This is a genomic window from Rhizobacter sp., from assembly GCF_046595475.1.
Taxonomy (GTDB): domain Bacteria; phylum Pseudomonadota; class Gammaproteobacteria; order Burkholderiales; family Burkholderiaceae_C; genus Rhizobacter.
In genome coordinates this window covers 17,280-32,644 of record NZ_JBKJOQ010000046.1, presented here as the reverse complement: position 1 = coordinate 32,644, position 15,365 = coordinate 17,280, and the positions used below count along the sequence as shown (strand labels likewise).

At 65.1% G+C, this 15,365-nt stretch carries 15 protein-coding genes; 5 read left to right on the top strand and 10 right to left on the bottom strand.

Features of this window, described 5'->3' with window-relative positions:
• Positions 1-31 precede the first annotated feature (31 nt).
• Positions 32-379: a hypothetical protein gene (locus tag AC30QB_RS08940; protein ID WP_489545856.1), complete on the top strand. Its 348-nt coding sequence runs from the start codon at positions 32-34 to the stop codon at positions 377-379.
• A 4-nt stretch (positions 380-383) separates the two neighbouring features.
• Here the strand turns inward: AC30QB_RS08940 and AC30QB_RS08935 are convergent, their stop codons facing one another.
• Together AC30QB_RS08935 and AC30QB_RS08930 are read right to left on the bottom strand one after the other, a co-directional pair.
• Entirely contained in the window at positions 384-1,031 is a 648-nt protein-coding gene (locus AC30QB_RS08935; RefSeq protein WP_489545855.1) for a LysE family translocator, read from the bottom strand.
• A complete protein-coding gene (locus AC30QB_RS08930; protein ID WP_489545854.1) occupies positions 1,032-1,538 on the bottom strand; it encodes a DUF1993 domain-containing protein in 507 nt (168 codons plus the stop codon). It abuts the gene before it with no gap.
• Between the two features lie 77 nt (positions 1,539-1,615).
• Here AC30QB_RS08930 and AC30QB_RS08925 point away from each other — a divergent pair, with 77 nt between their 5' ends.
• Positions 1,616-2,626, top strand: coding sequence for a D-2-hydroxyacid dehydrogenase family protein (locus AC30QB_RS08925; RefSeq protein ID WP_489545853.1), 1,011 nt, complete (start codon positions 1,616-1,618; stop codon positions 2,624-2,626).
• Complete coding sequence (locus tag AC30QB_RS08920) at positions 2,623-3,837, top strand: MFS transporter (RefSeq protein WP_489545852.1); 1,215 nt, start codon at positions 2,623-2,625, stop codon at positions 3,835-3,837. Before AC30QB_RS08925 ends, AC30QB_RS08920 begins: the two co-directional genes overlap by 4 nt.
• Positions 3,838-3,871: 34 nt before the next feature.
• Here AC30QB_RS08920 and AC30QB_RS08915 read toward each other — a convergent pair whose 3' ends face one another.
• The 6 genes from AC30QB_RS08915 to AC30QB_RS08890 all read right to left on the bottom strand — a co-directional run bounded on the left by AC30QB_RS08915 (position 3,872) and on the right by AC30QB_RS08890 (position 10,441).
• Entirely contained in the window at positions 3,872-4,330 is a 459-nt protein-coding gene (locus tag AC30QB_RS08915; protein WP_489545851.1) for a hypothetical protein, read from the bottom strand.
• A gap of 233 nt (positions 4,331-4,563) precedes the next feature.
• Positions 4,564-5,190: a uracil phosphoribosyltransferase gene (gene upp, locus AC30QB_RS08910; RefSeq protein ID WP_489545850.1), complete on the bottom strand. Its 627-nt coding sequence runs from the start codon at positions 5,188-5,190 to the stop codon at positions 4,564-4,566.
• Positions 5,191-5,275: 85 nt separating this feature from the next.
• Complete coding sequence (gene rlmB / locus AC30QB_RS08905) at positions 5,276-6,010, bottom strand: 23S rRNA (guanosine(2251)-2'-O)-methyltransferase RlmB (RefSeq protein ID WP_489545849.1); 735 nt, start codon at positions 6,008-6,010, stop codon at positions 5,276-5,278.
• A 43-nt stretch (positions 6,011-6,053) separates the two neighbouring features.
• Positions 6,054-6,416: a response regulator gene (locus tag AC30QB_RS08900; protein ID WP_489545848.1), complete on the bottom strand. Its 363-nt coding sequence runs from the start codon at positions 6,414-6,416 to the stop codon at positions 6,054-6,056.
• 9 nt (positions 6,417-6,425) lie between these two features.
• Positions 6,426-7,571 (bottom strand): sensor histidine kinase, encoded by a 1,146-nt coding sequence (locus AC30QB_RS08895; protein ID WP_489545847.1) that lies wholly within the window; start codon positions 7,569-7,571, stop codon positions 6,426-6,428.
• Positions 7,572-7,606: 35 nt separating this feature from the next.
• On the bottom strand, positions 7,607-10,441 hold the full coding sequence (locus AC30QB_RS08890; protein ID WP_489545846.1) for a response regulator: 2,835 nt from the start codon (positions 10,439-10,441) through the stop codon (positions 7,607-7,609).
• Between the two features lie 203 nt (positions 10,442-10,644).
• Between AC30QB_RS08890 and AC30QB_RS08885 the strand changes: the two genes are divergently transcribed.
• Positions 10,645-11,880: a glycerophosphodiester phosphodiesterase gene (locus AC30QB_RS08885; RefSeq protein ID WP_489545845.1), complete on the top strand. Its 1,236-nt coding sequence runs from the start codon at positions 10,645-10,647 to the stop codon at positions 11,878-11,880.
• Between the two features lie 31 nt (positions 11,881-11,911).
• On the opposite strand, the gene AC30QB_RS08880 is transcribed toward AC30QB_RS08885, so the two are convergent.
• Both AC30QB_RS08880 and dsbD read right to left on the bottom strand, forming a co-directional pair.
• On the bottom strand, positions 11,912-12,631 hold the full coding sequence (locus AC30QB_RS08880; RefSeq protein WP_489545920.1) for an acetyltransferase domain-containing protein: 720 nt from the start codon (positions 12,629-12,631) through the stop codon (positions 11,912-11,914).
• Positions 12,632-12,685: 54 nt separating this feature from the next.
• Entirely contained in the window at positions 12,686-14,665 is a 1,980-nt protein-coding gene (dsbD, locus tag AC30QB_RS08875) for a protein-disulfide reductase DsbD (protein WP_489545844.1), read from the bottom strand.
• 189 nt (positions 14,666-14,854) lie between these two features.
• On the opposite strand from dsbD, the gene AC30QB_RS08870 reads away from it, so the two are divergent.
• Entirely contained in the window at positions 14,855-15,277 is a 423-nt protein-coding gene (locus AC30QB_RS08870; protein WP_489545843.1) for a cupin domain-containing protein, read from the top strand.
• Positions 15,278-15,365 lie beyond the last annotated feature (88 nt).

Below are 15,365 nucleotides of genomic sequence, written 5' to 3'. Positions count from 1 at the left end.
ACAATTGCTTACAAGCTCTGGACACACCGCCATGAACACCCCTTCGTTCGAACTGACCTTCAACCGCGCCGCCGACCTGCCCGTCTTCGGCATGCCGGAAGACCGCCTCGCCCGCCTGGCCGCACGCCGCGCCTTCGTCGAGATGAAGGCCTGTTTCATGCGGGCTGCCGCCGAGGTAGAAGGCAGCACCGGCGCGCTGCTGCAACGCAAGGTGCGCTTGGCAAGCGAAGTGATCGAGCTCTGGCGCCTGCGCCTGGCCTTGTTTGCCGCCCTGCCGCGCCACAAGGCCAGCGCTGAAATGCAACGCCAGGAACTCATGCAGCAGATCGACAGCGCCTTCCCGGAAGGCGGCGGCAACACGGCCTTCGTGCCGCTGTGATTCTCTAGCGGCTGCTGACGGCAAGCTTCACCCCCAGGCCCACGAACATCGCGCCAGTGGCGCGCTGCAGCCACAGGCCCAGCCGGCCTGCACGCGCGCTGCCGGCCAGCCGCTCGCGCGCCAGGCCACCGACCCAGGCCATGGCCAGCGTGACCAGGGTGCCGTTTACCGTGAACACCAAGCCCAGCAGGCCAAAGGCCCATGCCTGGTAAGCGCTGTGCGGCGTGATGAACTGCGGCAAAAACGCCAAGAAAAACAAGGCCACCTTGGGGTTGAGCGCATTCGTCAAGACCCCGCGCCAGAACAGGCGCCGCGGGTCTATGGCAGACGGTGCCGATGCACTGCCACCGCGCGAGCGCAACATGCCAACCCCCATCCAGACCAGGTAGGCCGCACCCACCCACTTCACCAGCGTGAACGCCAGCTCAGACGCCGCCAGCAAGGCCGACAGGCCCAGCGCCGCCAACGTCACGTGGAAGAGGCAACCGGCGCCTATGCCCAGCGCCGCCAGCATGCCGCCACGGCGCCCCCCAGTGGCGGTGCTGCCGGCCACGTACAGCAGATCAGCGCCAGGCGTCAGGTTGAGCAGCAGCCCCGCCACCACGAAGAGCAGCAGGTCGTGTATGCCCAGCGCTGACAGCAGCGCCTCCACTCAGGTCAGGCCCAGGAAGTCGCCCTTGCCCAGCTCCACGCCGTTGTGGCGCAGCAAGGCATAGGCGGTGGTCACGTGGAAGTAGAAGTTGGGCATCACGAAGTGGTTGAGGTACGGCAGCCCTTTCATCACCTGCACGCCGTCGCGGCGCGGCACGTTGATGTCTTTGTCTTCGGTGCCCACGATCTGCTCCGCCGACACCGATTGAACGAAGGCGATCGTCTTGGCGATGCGCGCCTTCAGGTCGGCCAGCGAGGCTTCGTTGTCTTCATGCTTGGGCGCCTCGATGCCGGCCAGGCGGGCAACGCAAAACTTGGGGCCATCGCAGGCAATCTGGATCTGCCGGGTGAAAGCCAGCATGTCGGGCGACAGGCGGGCGACGAGGTAGACGTTGGGGTCGAACTTCTTGGCCGTGGCATGGGCCTCGGCCTTGTCGAGAAACTTGCTCAGGCTGCCGAGCATGCGAACGAACACCGGCACGCTGGCCGAGTACATGGTGATGGACATGATGTCTCCGTTTTTCGGGAGGTTGGATGCTACTTCTAACGGGCACAATCGACTTTCCCTCGCAGCAGTGGCCCTTGATGAACATCATCATCCTCGACGACTACCAAGACGCGGTGCGCAAGCTCAAGTGCGCCGCCCGCCTGGAGCACCTGAACGCCAAGGTCTTCACCAACACCGTGAAGGGCATAGGCCAGCTGTCGGTGCGGCTGCGCGATGCCGAGGTGCTGGTGCTGATACGCGAACGCACGCACTTCCCGCGGCAGCTGCTCGAGAAGCTGCCCAAGCTCAAGCTGCTGGCGCAGACCGGCCGCGCCGGCCCGCACATCGACATCGAGACCTGTACCCGCCTGGGCATTGCCGTGGCCGAAGGCGTGGGCTCGCCAGTCGCCCCGGCCGAGCTCACTTGGGCGCTGATCATGGCGTCGATGCGCCGGCTGCCGCAGTACGTGGGAAATTTGAAGCACGGGGCCTGGCAGCAGTCGGGCCTGAAGGCAGCCTCTATGCCGGCCAACTTCGGCATCGGCATGCTGCTCAAGGGCAAGACGCTGGGCATCTGGGGCTACGGTCGCGTCGGCGAGCTGGTGGCGGGCTACGGCCGCGCCTTTGGCATGAACGTGGTGGTGTGGGGTGGCGAGGCGTCGTGCGAACGGGCCCGTGCCGACGGCTACGCCCTCGCCGAGTCGCGCCAGGCCTTGTTCGAGGCCAGCGACGTGCTCAGCCTGCACCTGAGGCTGGCAGATGCCACGCGCGGCATGGTCAAGCTCGACGACCTCACCCGCATGAAACCCACAGCGCTCCTGGTCAACACCTCGCGCGCCGAGCTGATCGAAGAAGGCGCGCTGGTGTCGGCGCTCAACCGCGGGCTCCCCGGCATGGCGGCGGTCGATGTGTTCGAGACCGAGCCCATCTTGCAAGGCCAACCATTGCTGAGGCTCGAAAACGCCATCTGCACGCCGCACATCGGCTACGTGGAACAAGACAGCTACGAGCTGTACTTCGGTGCGGCGTTTGACAACGTCATCAACTTCGTCAACGGCAACCCCACCGGCCTGGTCAACCCCGAAGCGCTGAAAGTGCTCAGAGGATGAGCGCTGGCGCGCTGACACCGCACCAGCAGCTGACCCGCGCCCGCTGGGCGCTGATGTTCGGCAACTTCGCCATCGGCTGCGGCGTGATGGTGGTGGCGGGCTCCCTCAACGACCTGATCCGCTCGCTCAACGTGAGCGTGGCGGTGGGCGGCCAGCTGATCTCCATCGCCGCGGTGATGATGTGCTTTGGCGCACCCGTGCTGGCCGCGCTGGTCGGTGGCTGGGACCGGCGGCGCCTGCTCACGCTGTCACTGGTGTGGTTTGCCGTCGGCCATGCGCTCAGCGCCATCGCACCCAACTACGCCTTGCTGCTGCCGCTGCGCGCGGTGAGCGTCATCGCCGCGGCGGTCTTCACGCCGCAGGCTGCCGCCGCCATCGGCTATGTAGCGCCGCCCGAAGAGCGCGGCCGCGCCATCATCTTCATCTTTCTCGGCTGGTCTGTGGCCTCGGTGGTGGGCATGCCGGTGCACAGCTTCATCGGCGAGAGCTTCGGCTGGCGCTGGGCCTTCGGCCTGGTGACCGTGCTGTCAGGTGCCGCCGCCTGGTGGGTGTGGAAGGTGATGCCCGATGGCGTCAAGCCGCCCGCCATGCGCCTGGCCGCCTGGCGCGAGGTGTTCACCCACCCGGTGCTGATGGCCATGATCCTCGTCACTGCCTTGTCGGGTGCGGGCCAGTTCACCCTCTTCGCCTACATGGCGCCCTACTACCGCCAGGTGATAGGCGCCAACGCCGCCGAGACGAGTTTTCTGTTTTTCTGGTTCGGCGCTTTCGGTCTGCTGGGCAACCTGCTGCTGTCGCGCTACATCGACCGCGTGGGTGCGGCGCGCATCGTGGCGGTCTCCTTGAGTGCCATGGCCGTGAGCCTGGTGCTGTGGCCGCTTGCCGCCAGCGTGACGCTACTCGCAGTGATGATGATCCCGTGGGGCTTGGGCGGCTTCGCTTCAAATTCAGCGCAGCAGGCGCGCCTGGGGCATGCCGCCCCCGAGCTCGCCACGGCACTCATGGCCTTGAACACCTCGGCCATCTACCTGGGCCAGGCAATCGGTGCAGGCGGCGGTGGCGCCGTGGTGGCCGCGCATGAGGCTCTCGGGCAAACCGGCAAGGCCCTCTATGCCAACCTGCATTGGATAGGACTCGGCTGGATGCTGCTGGCACTGGCCCTGAGCGTCTGGGCCCAGCGCCAGATGACCCAGAGTGGCGGCCGCGTCTGATCGAGTGGCGCTGCGCGCCTTTGCCTGACCGCGCTCAGGCAGACAGGGCTTCGTCGAGCACGCTCGGCAGGTCGGCCAGGTCGTGCTTCACCTGGGCCGACAAACCCTCGGGCAGGTCACGCAGTGCGCCCTGGTACAAGAAGACCTCGGTGCCGCCCTGATGGCCTCGACGCAGGATCACGCTCAGCAGCATGTCGGGCTGCGCATCGGGCGTTTCCATCTGCACCGGCGTGCCGCCTTGCGACGACTCGAACACGATCATGTAGCGCGACTCACCCGTGACCGAATCGGTCACCTGCGGCAAGCAGGCCAGCACATGCATGCCGTGCCGCTGGGCACTGGCTTCGATGCGGTGCACGGTCTCGGAGACGCTGTAGCGGCTGACCCGCGCGCGCGTCAATCGCTCTTCGCCCGCAAAGGCGCGGCCACCGCTCACGGCGGCCACCATGATGGCAATACCGCTGGTCATCCAGAAGCGAAACGGGGTCTTCATCAGATACTCCTTTTGCGCTCAGAGCGGCAGACCTTACGACCCGCTGTGACGAGGGTCAAGGCATACGGGCGGTCCAAAAAGTAACGCTTTTTATCGCGGCGCAGCATCGAGGTTTTCACCCCGCTATCGGAATGTCCGGTATGGGTGTGACAGGGCCTTGACCCACGACAATCGCCGGGATTGAGAGCCCGTCATTCCGTGAAAACGGGAATGACGCGCGCCAGACCTCAGCGTCACTTGGTACCGAAGATCTTGTCGCCGGCGTCGCCCAGACCCGGAATGATGTAGCCCATGTCGTCGAGCCGGTCGTCGATCGCCGCCGCCCAGCAGCGCACATCGGGGTGCGCTGCCTGCAATGCAGAAACACCTTCCGGTGCCGCCACCAGCACCAGCGCTCGCACATCCACACAACCGCGGCGCTTGAGCAGGTCGACGGTTGCGATCATCGAACCCGCCGTGGCAAGCATGGGGTCGACGATCAGCGCGGTACGCTCGTCGAGATGCCCCACGAAGTTTTCGAAGTAATGCTCAGGTTGCAAGGTGTCGTGGTTGCGGCTCAGGCCCACCACGCTCACCTTGGCGTTTGGAATCATGTCGAGCACGCCATCGAGCATGCCCAGCCCAGCCCGCAGGATGGGCACCACTGTGACCTTCTTGCCGCGCACCTGGTCGATCTGGACCGGCCCGCTCCAGCATTCGATGGTGATTTTTTCCAGCGGAAAGTCTGCTGTTGCCTCGTAGGCGAGCAGACAGCCGAGCTCATTGGTGAGCTCGCGAAACTGCTTGGTCGAGATGTCTTTCTCGCGCAGCAGGCCGATCTTGTGCTTGACCAGGGGGTGCTTGACTTCAATGACGGGCATGGCAATACCTTCAAGTTCACTTCCATCAGCACAGGCAACAACTGTGCCTCAGAGGGGCGTTCTTTTGGACGGCCCTAGCTCTTTCTCAACCCCCTCGCTGACGCACGGCTTCGTACAAGCAAACCCCTGAGGCCACCGACACATTCAGGCTCTCCACCGCGCCCTTCATCGGCAAGCGCACCAGCTCGTCGCAGGTCTTGCTCGTGAGCTGGCGCATGCCGCTGCCTTCAGCACCCAGCACCAACGCCACGGGGCCAGTAAGGTCGATCTCGTAGAGCGATTTTTCGGCAGTATCAGACGTGCCAATGATGCGAACGTCGCGCTCCTTCAGCTCATTGAGCGTGCGCGCCAGGTTGGTCACCATGAAGTACGGCACGGTCTCGGCTGCGCCGCTCGCCACCTTGGCCACGGTGGCGTTTACGCCCACGGCGTGATCCTTCGGCGCGATGACGGCGTGCGCGCCCGCGCCATCGGCCACACGCAGACAGGCACCCAGGTTGTGCGGGTCGGTGATGCCGTCAAGCACCAGCAGCAGCAGCGGGCCTTCCATGGCGTCGAGTGTGTCGTCTAGCGAATGGCTCATGGCCACCGCCTCCACCCGCGCCACCACGCCTTGGTGGCGGTGCGTGCCGCACATCTTGTGCAGGCGGTCGTCGTCGCTGTCGACGAAGCGCACACCCGCCTCTTTCGCGCGCTCCACGAATTGCCGCATGCGTTGGTCGCGCCGGCTGGCGTCGACATGGATTTCGATGATGGATTTGGGCGTCGTCTTCAGCCGCACCGTGATGGCATGAAAGCCAAACAAGATCTTGTTGCTCATGCGCGAATGGTAGCCGTGAGGCCACGATGTAAAAGCGCCGCCCTCAGCCCAGGGCGCGCTCCACCACCGCCATCAGGTCGTTGTAGTGATAAGGCTTGGCCAGGTAGGCGTCGCAGCCGGCGGCCATGATGCGCTCGGCATCGCCTTTCATTGCCAGGGCCGTCAGCGCCACCACCTTGATGTGTGCCGTGTCGGGGCTTTGCTTGAGCAGCCGGGTGGCGCTCAGGCCGTCCATGCCAGGCATCTGCACGTCCATCAAGACCAGGTCGGGCTGCTGGGCACTTGCGATCTGCAGGCCGGTCTCGCCGCTGTCGGCCGACAGCACCTCGTGCCCTGCCTTCTTCAACACCAACAGTGCCAGTTTCAGGTTGTGCGGGTTGTCTTCGACCACGAGGATGGTTGCCATGTTGTTCCTTCAGAGACTCGCCGTGCCCACCGTTGGCAACGGGCCCAAGGTAAAGAAGAAGCAGGCCCCATGGCCCGGGGCCGACTCGGCCCAGATGCGCCCGCCGTGCTTGTCGACCACTCGCTGCGCGATGGCCAGGCCTACGCCGTTGCCCTTGAAAACAGCGTCAGAGTGAAATCGCTGGAAGGGGCGGAACAAGCGCTCCGCCGCCTTGGGCGCATCGAAGCCCGCACCGTTGTCGCGCACGTAAAACATCGGCTGGCCCGCCAGCTCGGCGTGGCCGAACTCCACCCTCGGGTGCGGCACGCCGGTGCTGTACTTCCAGGCGTTGGAAAGCAGGTTGGACAAGGCCACACGCAGCAGGCGAGGGTCACCTGCCGCGCTCAGGCCTTGCTGCACGCTGTTGTCGGCATGCGGGTGCGGCTGGCGCAATGTCAGCTCGTCGAGTATTTCCTGTGCCATGTGCGAGAGATCAACCGCTTGCACCTGCATCTCGGCGCGTGTCATGTTGGCCAACAGCAGCATGTCGTCGATGAGGCCATTCATGCGCGCGCTGGCGGCCTGGATGTAGCCCACGTACTCGCGCGCCTTCGGGCTCAGCTCGCCGGCGCTGCCCATGTTGAGCAGGTCGGCAAAGCCCGCCACCTGGCCGAGCGGCGTGCGCAGGTCATGCGAGACCGAGTAGCTGAAGCCTTCCATCTCGGCGTGCACGGTGCGCAGCTCACGGTAGGCCTTCTCGACCAGCTGCGCCTGCTGCTGGGCCTGCAGCCGCAGGCGGTGCAAGCGTATGAACACCGCCGCCTTGGCGCGCAAGATCTCGGGCACCACCGGCGAGAGGATGTAGTCGACAGCGCCCAGCCGGTAGCCGCGGTAGGTGTCGTGCGCATGCACGTACACGGCCGAGACAAACACGATGGGCGCCTCGGTGTCGGGGTGGCGCTCCTGTATGGCCTGCGCCACTTCGAAGCCGCTCATGCCCGACAGGTGCACATCGAGCAAGATCATGGCGTAGTGCCGCTCGGCGCAGCGTGCCAGCGCCTCTTCGCCCGAGCTCGCCATGTACAGCTCGGCCCCCAGGTCGCTGAGGGTCGCCTGGTACAGCCGCCGGTTGGCGGAGTTGTCGTCAACGATGAGGATGGCCGGGTTGAGGTGCATGCGAGGGGGAGCCAAGAGAAAGCGAGTGACCTTCCTCAGCTGTTCAGGTGCCGTTTTCGGGCCAGCGCGCGCTTCACTTCTGCGAGTAACCCGATGCAATGAAAGTTCGTCTTTTCCATCACTTGTTGCACTTTGCCGCTGAGCTGCGCGCGGTCCTCTCGGGTGAGCAGCTTGGCGGTGAGCACGATGATCGGAATGTCGGCTGTGTCGGGGTTGCCGCGCAGGCCATGCAGCACGTCGAAACCCGACACCTGCGGCATCATCAGGTCGAGCACGATCAGTGCGGGCAGCTCGCTGCGCACCAGGTCGAGCGCCTCTTGCCCGCCGTAGGCACTCATGGGCGTGTAGCCTGCCACCTGCAGGTGCTTGCTGACCAGGGCCACGGCCTTGGGGTCGTCGTCGACCACTAGCACCCGCGCGTCGGTTGGCGGTGTATCGAGCCCCGCGGCGGCAAGCGCTGCCAGCAAATCACCTTGCGTCACGGGCTTCACCAGCACCTGCGATGCGCCGAGTGCAAACCCCCGCTGCGCTTCGTCGGTGATGGAGACGATCACCACCGGAATGTGGCGGGTGTCTGGCCGGTCTTTCAGGCGGGCCATCATGTCCCAGCCGTCCATGCCAGGCAGGATGATGTCGAGCACCAGCGCCGCGGGGTGCAGCTCGGCAGCGCGTATGAGCCCCTCTTCGGCAGTGCGGGCAAACGCGACGCGGTAACCCTGCGACTGCAGTTGCACGCGCATGAGGTTGGCTGCACGTGGGTCGTCTTCGACCACCAGCACCAGCGGGCCATCGCCGTCTTGCGCATCTGCTTGCGCATCTGCTCCCACACCAGCCCGCGAGCCGGCCACGGCCACGGCGTGGATCAGCGGCACCGGCGTGGCCTGTACCTCACCCACCTCTCGCCATGGCAGCCACACGGTGAAGACCGAGCCGCTCCCCGCCACACTGCGCACCATCAGGCCACCGCCGTGCAGCTCGGCCAGGCGCCGCACCATGGTCAGGCCGAGGCCGGTGCCGGCGTATTGCCGCGACAACGACGAGTCGATCTGCACGAAGGCCTGGAACAACTGCTGCAGGTCTTCGGGGGCAATGCCGATGCCGCTGTCGGTGACGCGGATCTCAAGGTAGCGCAAGTGCCCGGCTTCGACTGGCGCAAACACGCGCGTGTCGGGCGCCGAGCGCGCGGCGTGCACCTGCGTGGCAGACACGCGGTCGACTGACAGCGTCACACTGCCGCCTTCGTGCGTGAACTTGAGCGCGTTAGACACCAGGTTGTAGACCACCTGCTTGGCCTTGCGCATGTCCATGCGCAGCAGGCCCAGCTCGGGCGGGCACACGGTGATGAGCCGCACGCGCGCCGCCGTGGCCCGTTCGCGCAGCACCGACAAGGCGCTGGCGGCCAACTGCGCCGGGTCGGCGTTTTCAAGCTCCAGCGGCACATGGCCCGACTCGACCTTTGACAGGTCAAGAATGTCATTGATGAGCGACAGCAGGTGCTTGCCGCTCGCGTGGATGTCGCCCACGTACTCTTGCTGCTCGGCGCCTAGCGCACCAGTCAGCCCGTCTTTCATCAGCTCGGAAAACCCAATGATCGCGTTGAGCGGCGTGCGCAGCTCGTGCGACATGTTGGCCAGGAACTCGCTCTTCATGCGGCTTGCGCGCTCGAGCTCGGCGTTTTTGCGCTGGATGTCTTCGCCACGGCTGCGCAGCTGGTCGGCCAGCAGCGAAAGCTCTTCGAGTTGGGCCAGGTTGTGCAGCGCCACCGCCAGCTGCGAGCACAGCCGGCTCACGAACTCGCGGTCGCGCTCAGCCAGGCGCGCACTCGAGGCCAGCGCCAGAACGCCCAGTAGCTTGCCCTGGTGGTGCACCGGGCACATGAGCATGGCCGCGGGTTGCACGGTCGCCAAGCCCGTCTCGATGCGCAGCCCCGCGTTGGCGTCAAAGCCCTCCAAATAGACGGGTTGGCCCTCTCGCGCCGCCGAGCCTATGGGCCCTTCGTCCAGGCGCAGGGTCGTGCGGATGTCGGCCGGCACTGCACGCGAGGCAGCCAGCCGCAACGCCCCGCCCCACTCTTCATAGGCATAGAAGGCCACCACCGGGAACAGCGGGTTCTCGCCCAACAGGGCCAGCGTGCCTTCGAGCACGGTATCGCGCAGGTTTTCGGCGTTGTAGAGGGTAAGCGCGCGGGCGTGCACGGCGTCGTAGGCGCGCTCTGCGGCCACCTGCAATTCGGCAATCTGGCGGGCGCGCAAATCGCTGTACATGCGCCAGAAAATCAGCGGGAGCAGCACCAACAGCACCACCACGAAAGCGCCGAAGATGACGGCCGTGGTGCGAGAGCGCTCGCGCTCCACCTGCTCGCGCTCGACCAGCAGGCGGTCTTCTTCGGCTTCCATGGCGTCGATGAGGGGGCGCACATTGGTCAGCGCCTGCGCGCCCATCTCGATGCGTTGCGTGGCCGAGAAATCGGTGCCACTGATCAGCAGCGCCTCACCCTGGCGGTAAAGCTGGGTGCGCACCCCCAGCTCGCGGCGCAGGTCGGCCATGCGGCTGGTCTGCCCGGGGTCGTCTGAGGTCAGGCGGGCAAGATCGGCCACGCCCTTTTCAAGCAAATCGAGCGCCACGTTGCGCTCGTTGCGAAAGATGGTGTTTTCCGTGACGAGGAAAGCCCGCTGCCCTGCTTCGGCCCGATACAGGCTCGACTCAAGGTCATTGATCAACCCCTTTACCTGATGGGTACGGCTCACATATGCGGCCGCGGCAACCGTCTGCTGCGAGTAACTCCAGGCGAAGGCGGCGAGTGCCAGGATCACCGCGGTGGCGGCCACCATGCCGGTGAGGGCAAGTTGTTGAATGGACAGTTGCCGCATCGGTACTCCTGATGTCCGACCGTAGCGCCGCGACGAGAGCGCTTCAACTGACACATGTGTCAGGGCCTGCTGGCAACAGGGCTACTGGGGTGACATGGAGACAGGTCACGCTCACAGTGATGACGTTTTCACGCCGATGTCACAGCTCGGCCCTATGGTCGCGCCACCCCCGTACCCAGTAAGCCGTACCCAAGGAGACCCACATGAAGAAATGGAAAGCAGCGCAGATGGCGCTGATCGTGGCCGCCGTTTGCGGGGCATGCGCCCAGCCCGCCGTGGCCGACCCGAGCGCGCGCCATCACAATGCCGCCACGCCCCTGGTGATCGGTCACCGCGGGGGTGCCACCGGCTACCTGCCCGACCACACGCTCGAGAACTATGCTTTGGGCATACAGCTGGGTGCAGATTTCGTTGAGCCCGACCTGGTGGCAACCAAAGACGGCCACCTGATCGCCCGCCACGAGCCCAACCTGATAGACACCACCAACGTAAAAGACCTGCCGCAGTTCGTCAGCCGCCGCCGCACGGCGATGCTTGACGGCGTGGCGACCGACGGCTACTGGGCCAGCGATTTCACCCTGGCTGAGATCAAGCAGCTGCGCGCCGTGCAACCTATGGGCGACCGCGACCCCTCGTTCAACGGCAAGTTCCAGATCCCCACGCTGGAGGAGATCATCGACTTCGTGAAGCGCAAGTCGCGCGAAGAAAACCGCCGCATCGGCATCTACCCCGAGACCAAGCACCCGACCTACCACCAGCAGATCGGCCTGCCGCTCGAAGACCGGCTGCTGGCCGTACTCACACACGCCGGCTGGAACCACCGCAGCGCGCCAGTGTTCATTCAGTCCTTCGAGACCGCCAACCTGAAGTACTTGCGTTCACGCACCAGCGTGCGCCTGGTGCAGCTGGTAGACGCCGACGACGTGAACGCCGACGGCTCGCTGGCCTTCAACCCGCCTTACGACAAGCCCTATGACTGGGTGGTCTCGGGCCGCGCCGGACAGTTCAAAGACCTGCTCACACCGCAAGGCCTGGCCGAAGTGCGCAGCTATGCCGACGGCATAGGCCCCTGGAAGTACTACCTCATCAGCACCACCTGCAAAACAGTCGTCAACGCCGCCTGCGCCGACACCAGCGGCGATGGCCTGCACGACGAGCGCGACCGCAAGCTGCTGGCCCCCACCGACATCGTGGCCAACGCCCACAAGCTCGGCCTGGTGGTGCACCCCTACACCTTCCGCAACGAGCAGAAGCGCCTGGCCAGCGACTACCTGGGCAACCCGGTCAACGAGTACTTGAAGTTCTATGAGCTGGGTGTGGACGGCGTGTTCGCCGACTTCGCCGACACCGCCTTCGCGGCGCGTGCCATGCACCTGCTCAAGACCGACCCAGACTACGCGCGTTGCCTGGTGAACGAGCGGCGCTGCGACCGCGACTGAAGTCGTCGGCCCCTCAACAAGCCGGGCGCTGCTACTGCAGCGCCCGCACCGCCATCAAGAGCCCGATCAACACCGGCTGATGAACCATATAGAAGCTGAGCGACCAGCGGCCCAGCGTGGCCAACGGTGACAGCACGGCCGGCAGCACGCCACTGACCCATACGCGGCGGTGTTTCAGCACCCACTGGCCCGATGCCAGGCCCCACCACATCGCGCCGACCCATGGCAAGAGCGGCGCATAGTCTTCGGTCACCGGTTTGTGGGTGATCAGGCCCACCCAATTGGTCAGGCGCGCGTCGAAGAAGCTGTCTCGTACCACATGCGGCAGGGCCAAGGCCACCGCGCCCATCAGCCACAGCCACGGGCCTGCACCGGCCGTGAGCCGCGTGATGATGAGCATGAGCGCAATGCCGTGCAGCACGCCGAAGCTGATGTAACTGCCGGGGAACATGAGGTAGGAACCAGCGGTGACCAGCAGCGCACAGCCCGCCACCTGTGCCCAGCGCCGCCAAAAGCGCGGCCAGCTTTGCTTCTGCTCCCAGGCAATGGCTTGGCCGAAGCCCGCGCAGAAAAGGAAGAGGCTCACGATGACCGCGCGCTGGGTGGTCCAGAACGGGTCGCGGTAGAAGTCCTGCCGGATGAACTTGAAATAGTTCAGGTCGAAGCAGAAGTGAAAAGCGGCCATCCACAGTATGGCCACGGCGCGCAAGGCGTCGAGTCGATCGAAGCGGTTGGAAGGCTGCACGCCCATTGTCATGAACACTCCATAAAGGGAGGGCGCATGTTATGGCAGCGCCAAGAGCGTCTACTTCAGCCCGACCTGTTGGGGTGCGCTCATCGCGGCGCTCACACCGCCGATGCGGTCGAGGTGCGCGCGGAACTTGTCTGCATCCTGAAAGCCGATCACGCGCGAGCCGGCCAGCTCGCCGCCCGCGGGCGCGAAGAAGAGCATGGCGGGAGGTCCGAACAAACTGTATTTGCGCAGCAGCGCCTTGTCGTTGTCGTTGTTGGCCGTCACGTCGGCGCGCAACAGCGTCATGCCCCCCATCCTCTGGCGCACGCCTTCGTCGGTGAAGGTCAACTTCTCGAACTCCTTGCAGGCCACACACCAGTCAGCATAAAAATCGAGCATCACCGGGCGCGACGAGCTGCGCACCGCGGCATCAAGCTCAGCCAGGCTGGCGATGGGCTGAAACTTCAGCTCGGCCACCGCCGTCTGTGCGGGGCCGCCGCGCAGATGTACCAGCGGGCGGGCCAAGTCGTGGCCACCCGAGGCCGCACCCACCACCTGCGCCACGGCGAACACGCCCAACAGCAAGCCCAGGCCCTTGGCGATCTGCCGCAGCGGCGTAGAAGGCCTGGGCAGCGAAGCAAACGCGCCGAGGTAGACGGCGGCCACGACCAGCACGGCCGCGGTCAACAGCATCACTAGCGAGATCGGCAGCACGGGTGCCACCATCCACACGGCCACGGCCAGCAGCATCACGCCGAACACATGCTTCACATGTGTCATCCAGGCGCCGGCACGCGGCAGCAAGGCGCCAGCCGAAAGACCCAGCAGCAACAGCGGCACGCTCATGCCGACTGCCATGGAGAAAAGCGCCGTGCCACCGAGCACCACATCGCGCGTCTGGCTGATGTAGACCAGGGCGCCGGCGAGCGGCGCCGCCACGCAGGGGCCAACGATCAAAGACGAAATGCCACCCATCACGAACACGCCCACGTACTGGCCGCCCTTCAGGCCTTGCGAAGCCTGGGTCAGCTTGTGTTGCAGGCGAGCCGGCATTTGCAGCTCGTAGGCACCGAACATTGACAAAGAGAACACTGCCAGCACCAGCGCAAACGCGCCCAGCACCCAGGCGTTTTGCAGCGCCGCGCCCAAGCCTTCACCCGCCAGGGCCGAGGCCACGCCGAACGCGGTATAGACCAGGGCCATGCCCAGCGAATAAGCCAGTGCCAGCGAGAAGCCGCGCGCCTTGGAAACGCTGCCTCCCTGCCCCACGATGATCGACGACAGAATAGGCATCATGGGCAGCACGCAGGGCGTGAACGCCAGGCCGAGACCCAGTACCAAGAACAGAGCGATGACGACGTCCAGGTTGCCCGACTTCAGTGCACGCGAGACCTCGCCGGTCTCTTCAGCGCCTGCTGGGGCTGCGACAGCGGCCGCCGGGGTGACGACAGGCGCCACTGCGACAGGGCTTGTTGCGGCCACCGTCGATGTGGCGATGGCGGCCTGCAAAGGCGAAACCGGTGGCTTCGGTGTGGCGCTGGACATCGCCACCGGCACCCACGCCGCCGCTTGCGCTTCGCTCAGCAAGGTGAAGCGAGCCGCACCGCCCGGGCCCTGGCCGGGCTCGACCTTGAAGCTGCGCTTCTGCGGCGAGTAGCACAGGCCCTTGTCTGCGCAGCCCTGGTTGCCCACGCTCAGCTTGAAGGTGCCGGCCGGCGCGCCTTGCAGCACCACCACGAGCTTCACAAGCTCGCGGAAATACTCCACGTCTTTGCCGAAGGTCTCGTCAAATTTGACCTTGCCCTTGGGCACCTGCAGGTCAGCCACCTTCATGCTGGCCGGCGCGACCTCGGCATTGAGTCGCTCACGGTAGAGGTAGTAGCCTGGCTCGATGTCGAGCCGAACCTCGATGCGCTGCGCATCAAGCGAACGGGCTGAAAGGCGAAACGCCTGCTCAGGGTCAAGGAACTCGTCGGCCGCCATGGCCTGGCCGGTCACCATGGCCCAGACCAGCGCCCACCCCATGTGTCGAAGAAATCCCCAGCGCTTCATGTTTATCTCGTTCTGACCGTGCCCGTCACGGCCCCCATTCTGCGACCGAATAAACGGCCAAGCGTTCCCAAACCTCGCCATGGGTAACAGGCTGCAGCAGCAATACATCACCAAATTGGGCCCGAACGTACGGCGTCTGGAACGCTTCATGCATGCGCCGACGCCATCACGGTGCCTCGGAGGATAAGAATGTTGGACACCACCACAACCAAGTTCTCGCATGTGAAGCCAGAAGACACCGGTTGGCGCAGCGACGGCTTGCGAGACTTCTTCTTGTACAAAGACCTGGGTGTGGCCGAGGCCACCGCCGGAAAAGTCATTGCGCACTTGGTCAAGGCCAACATGGCACCCGAAAAGGGCACAGGTTGGCACCGCCATGAGGCAGAGTTTCAAATCGTCATCATGACCCAGGGCTGGGCCAAGTTCATGTACGGCGACAAGGAAACGCTGGTGAAGGCTGGCGACTGCGTGCACCAGCGCCCGGGCATCGTGCACTACCTCTTCGATTACTCACCCGACATGGAGTACCTGGAGATCGTGAGCCCGGCTGATTTCAAGACGGTGGACGCCGAGGCGCCTTGCGACGTGCCTTCGTTCACGCCGTGGGAGTAGGAAGGCCTCCACTTCTCCGTTCGGGCTGAGCTTGTCGAAGCCAGCGCCGTGCCCTGCGTACCCTTCGACAGGCTCAGGGCGAACGGAA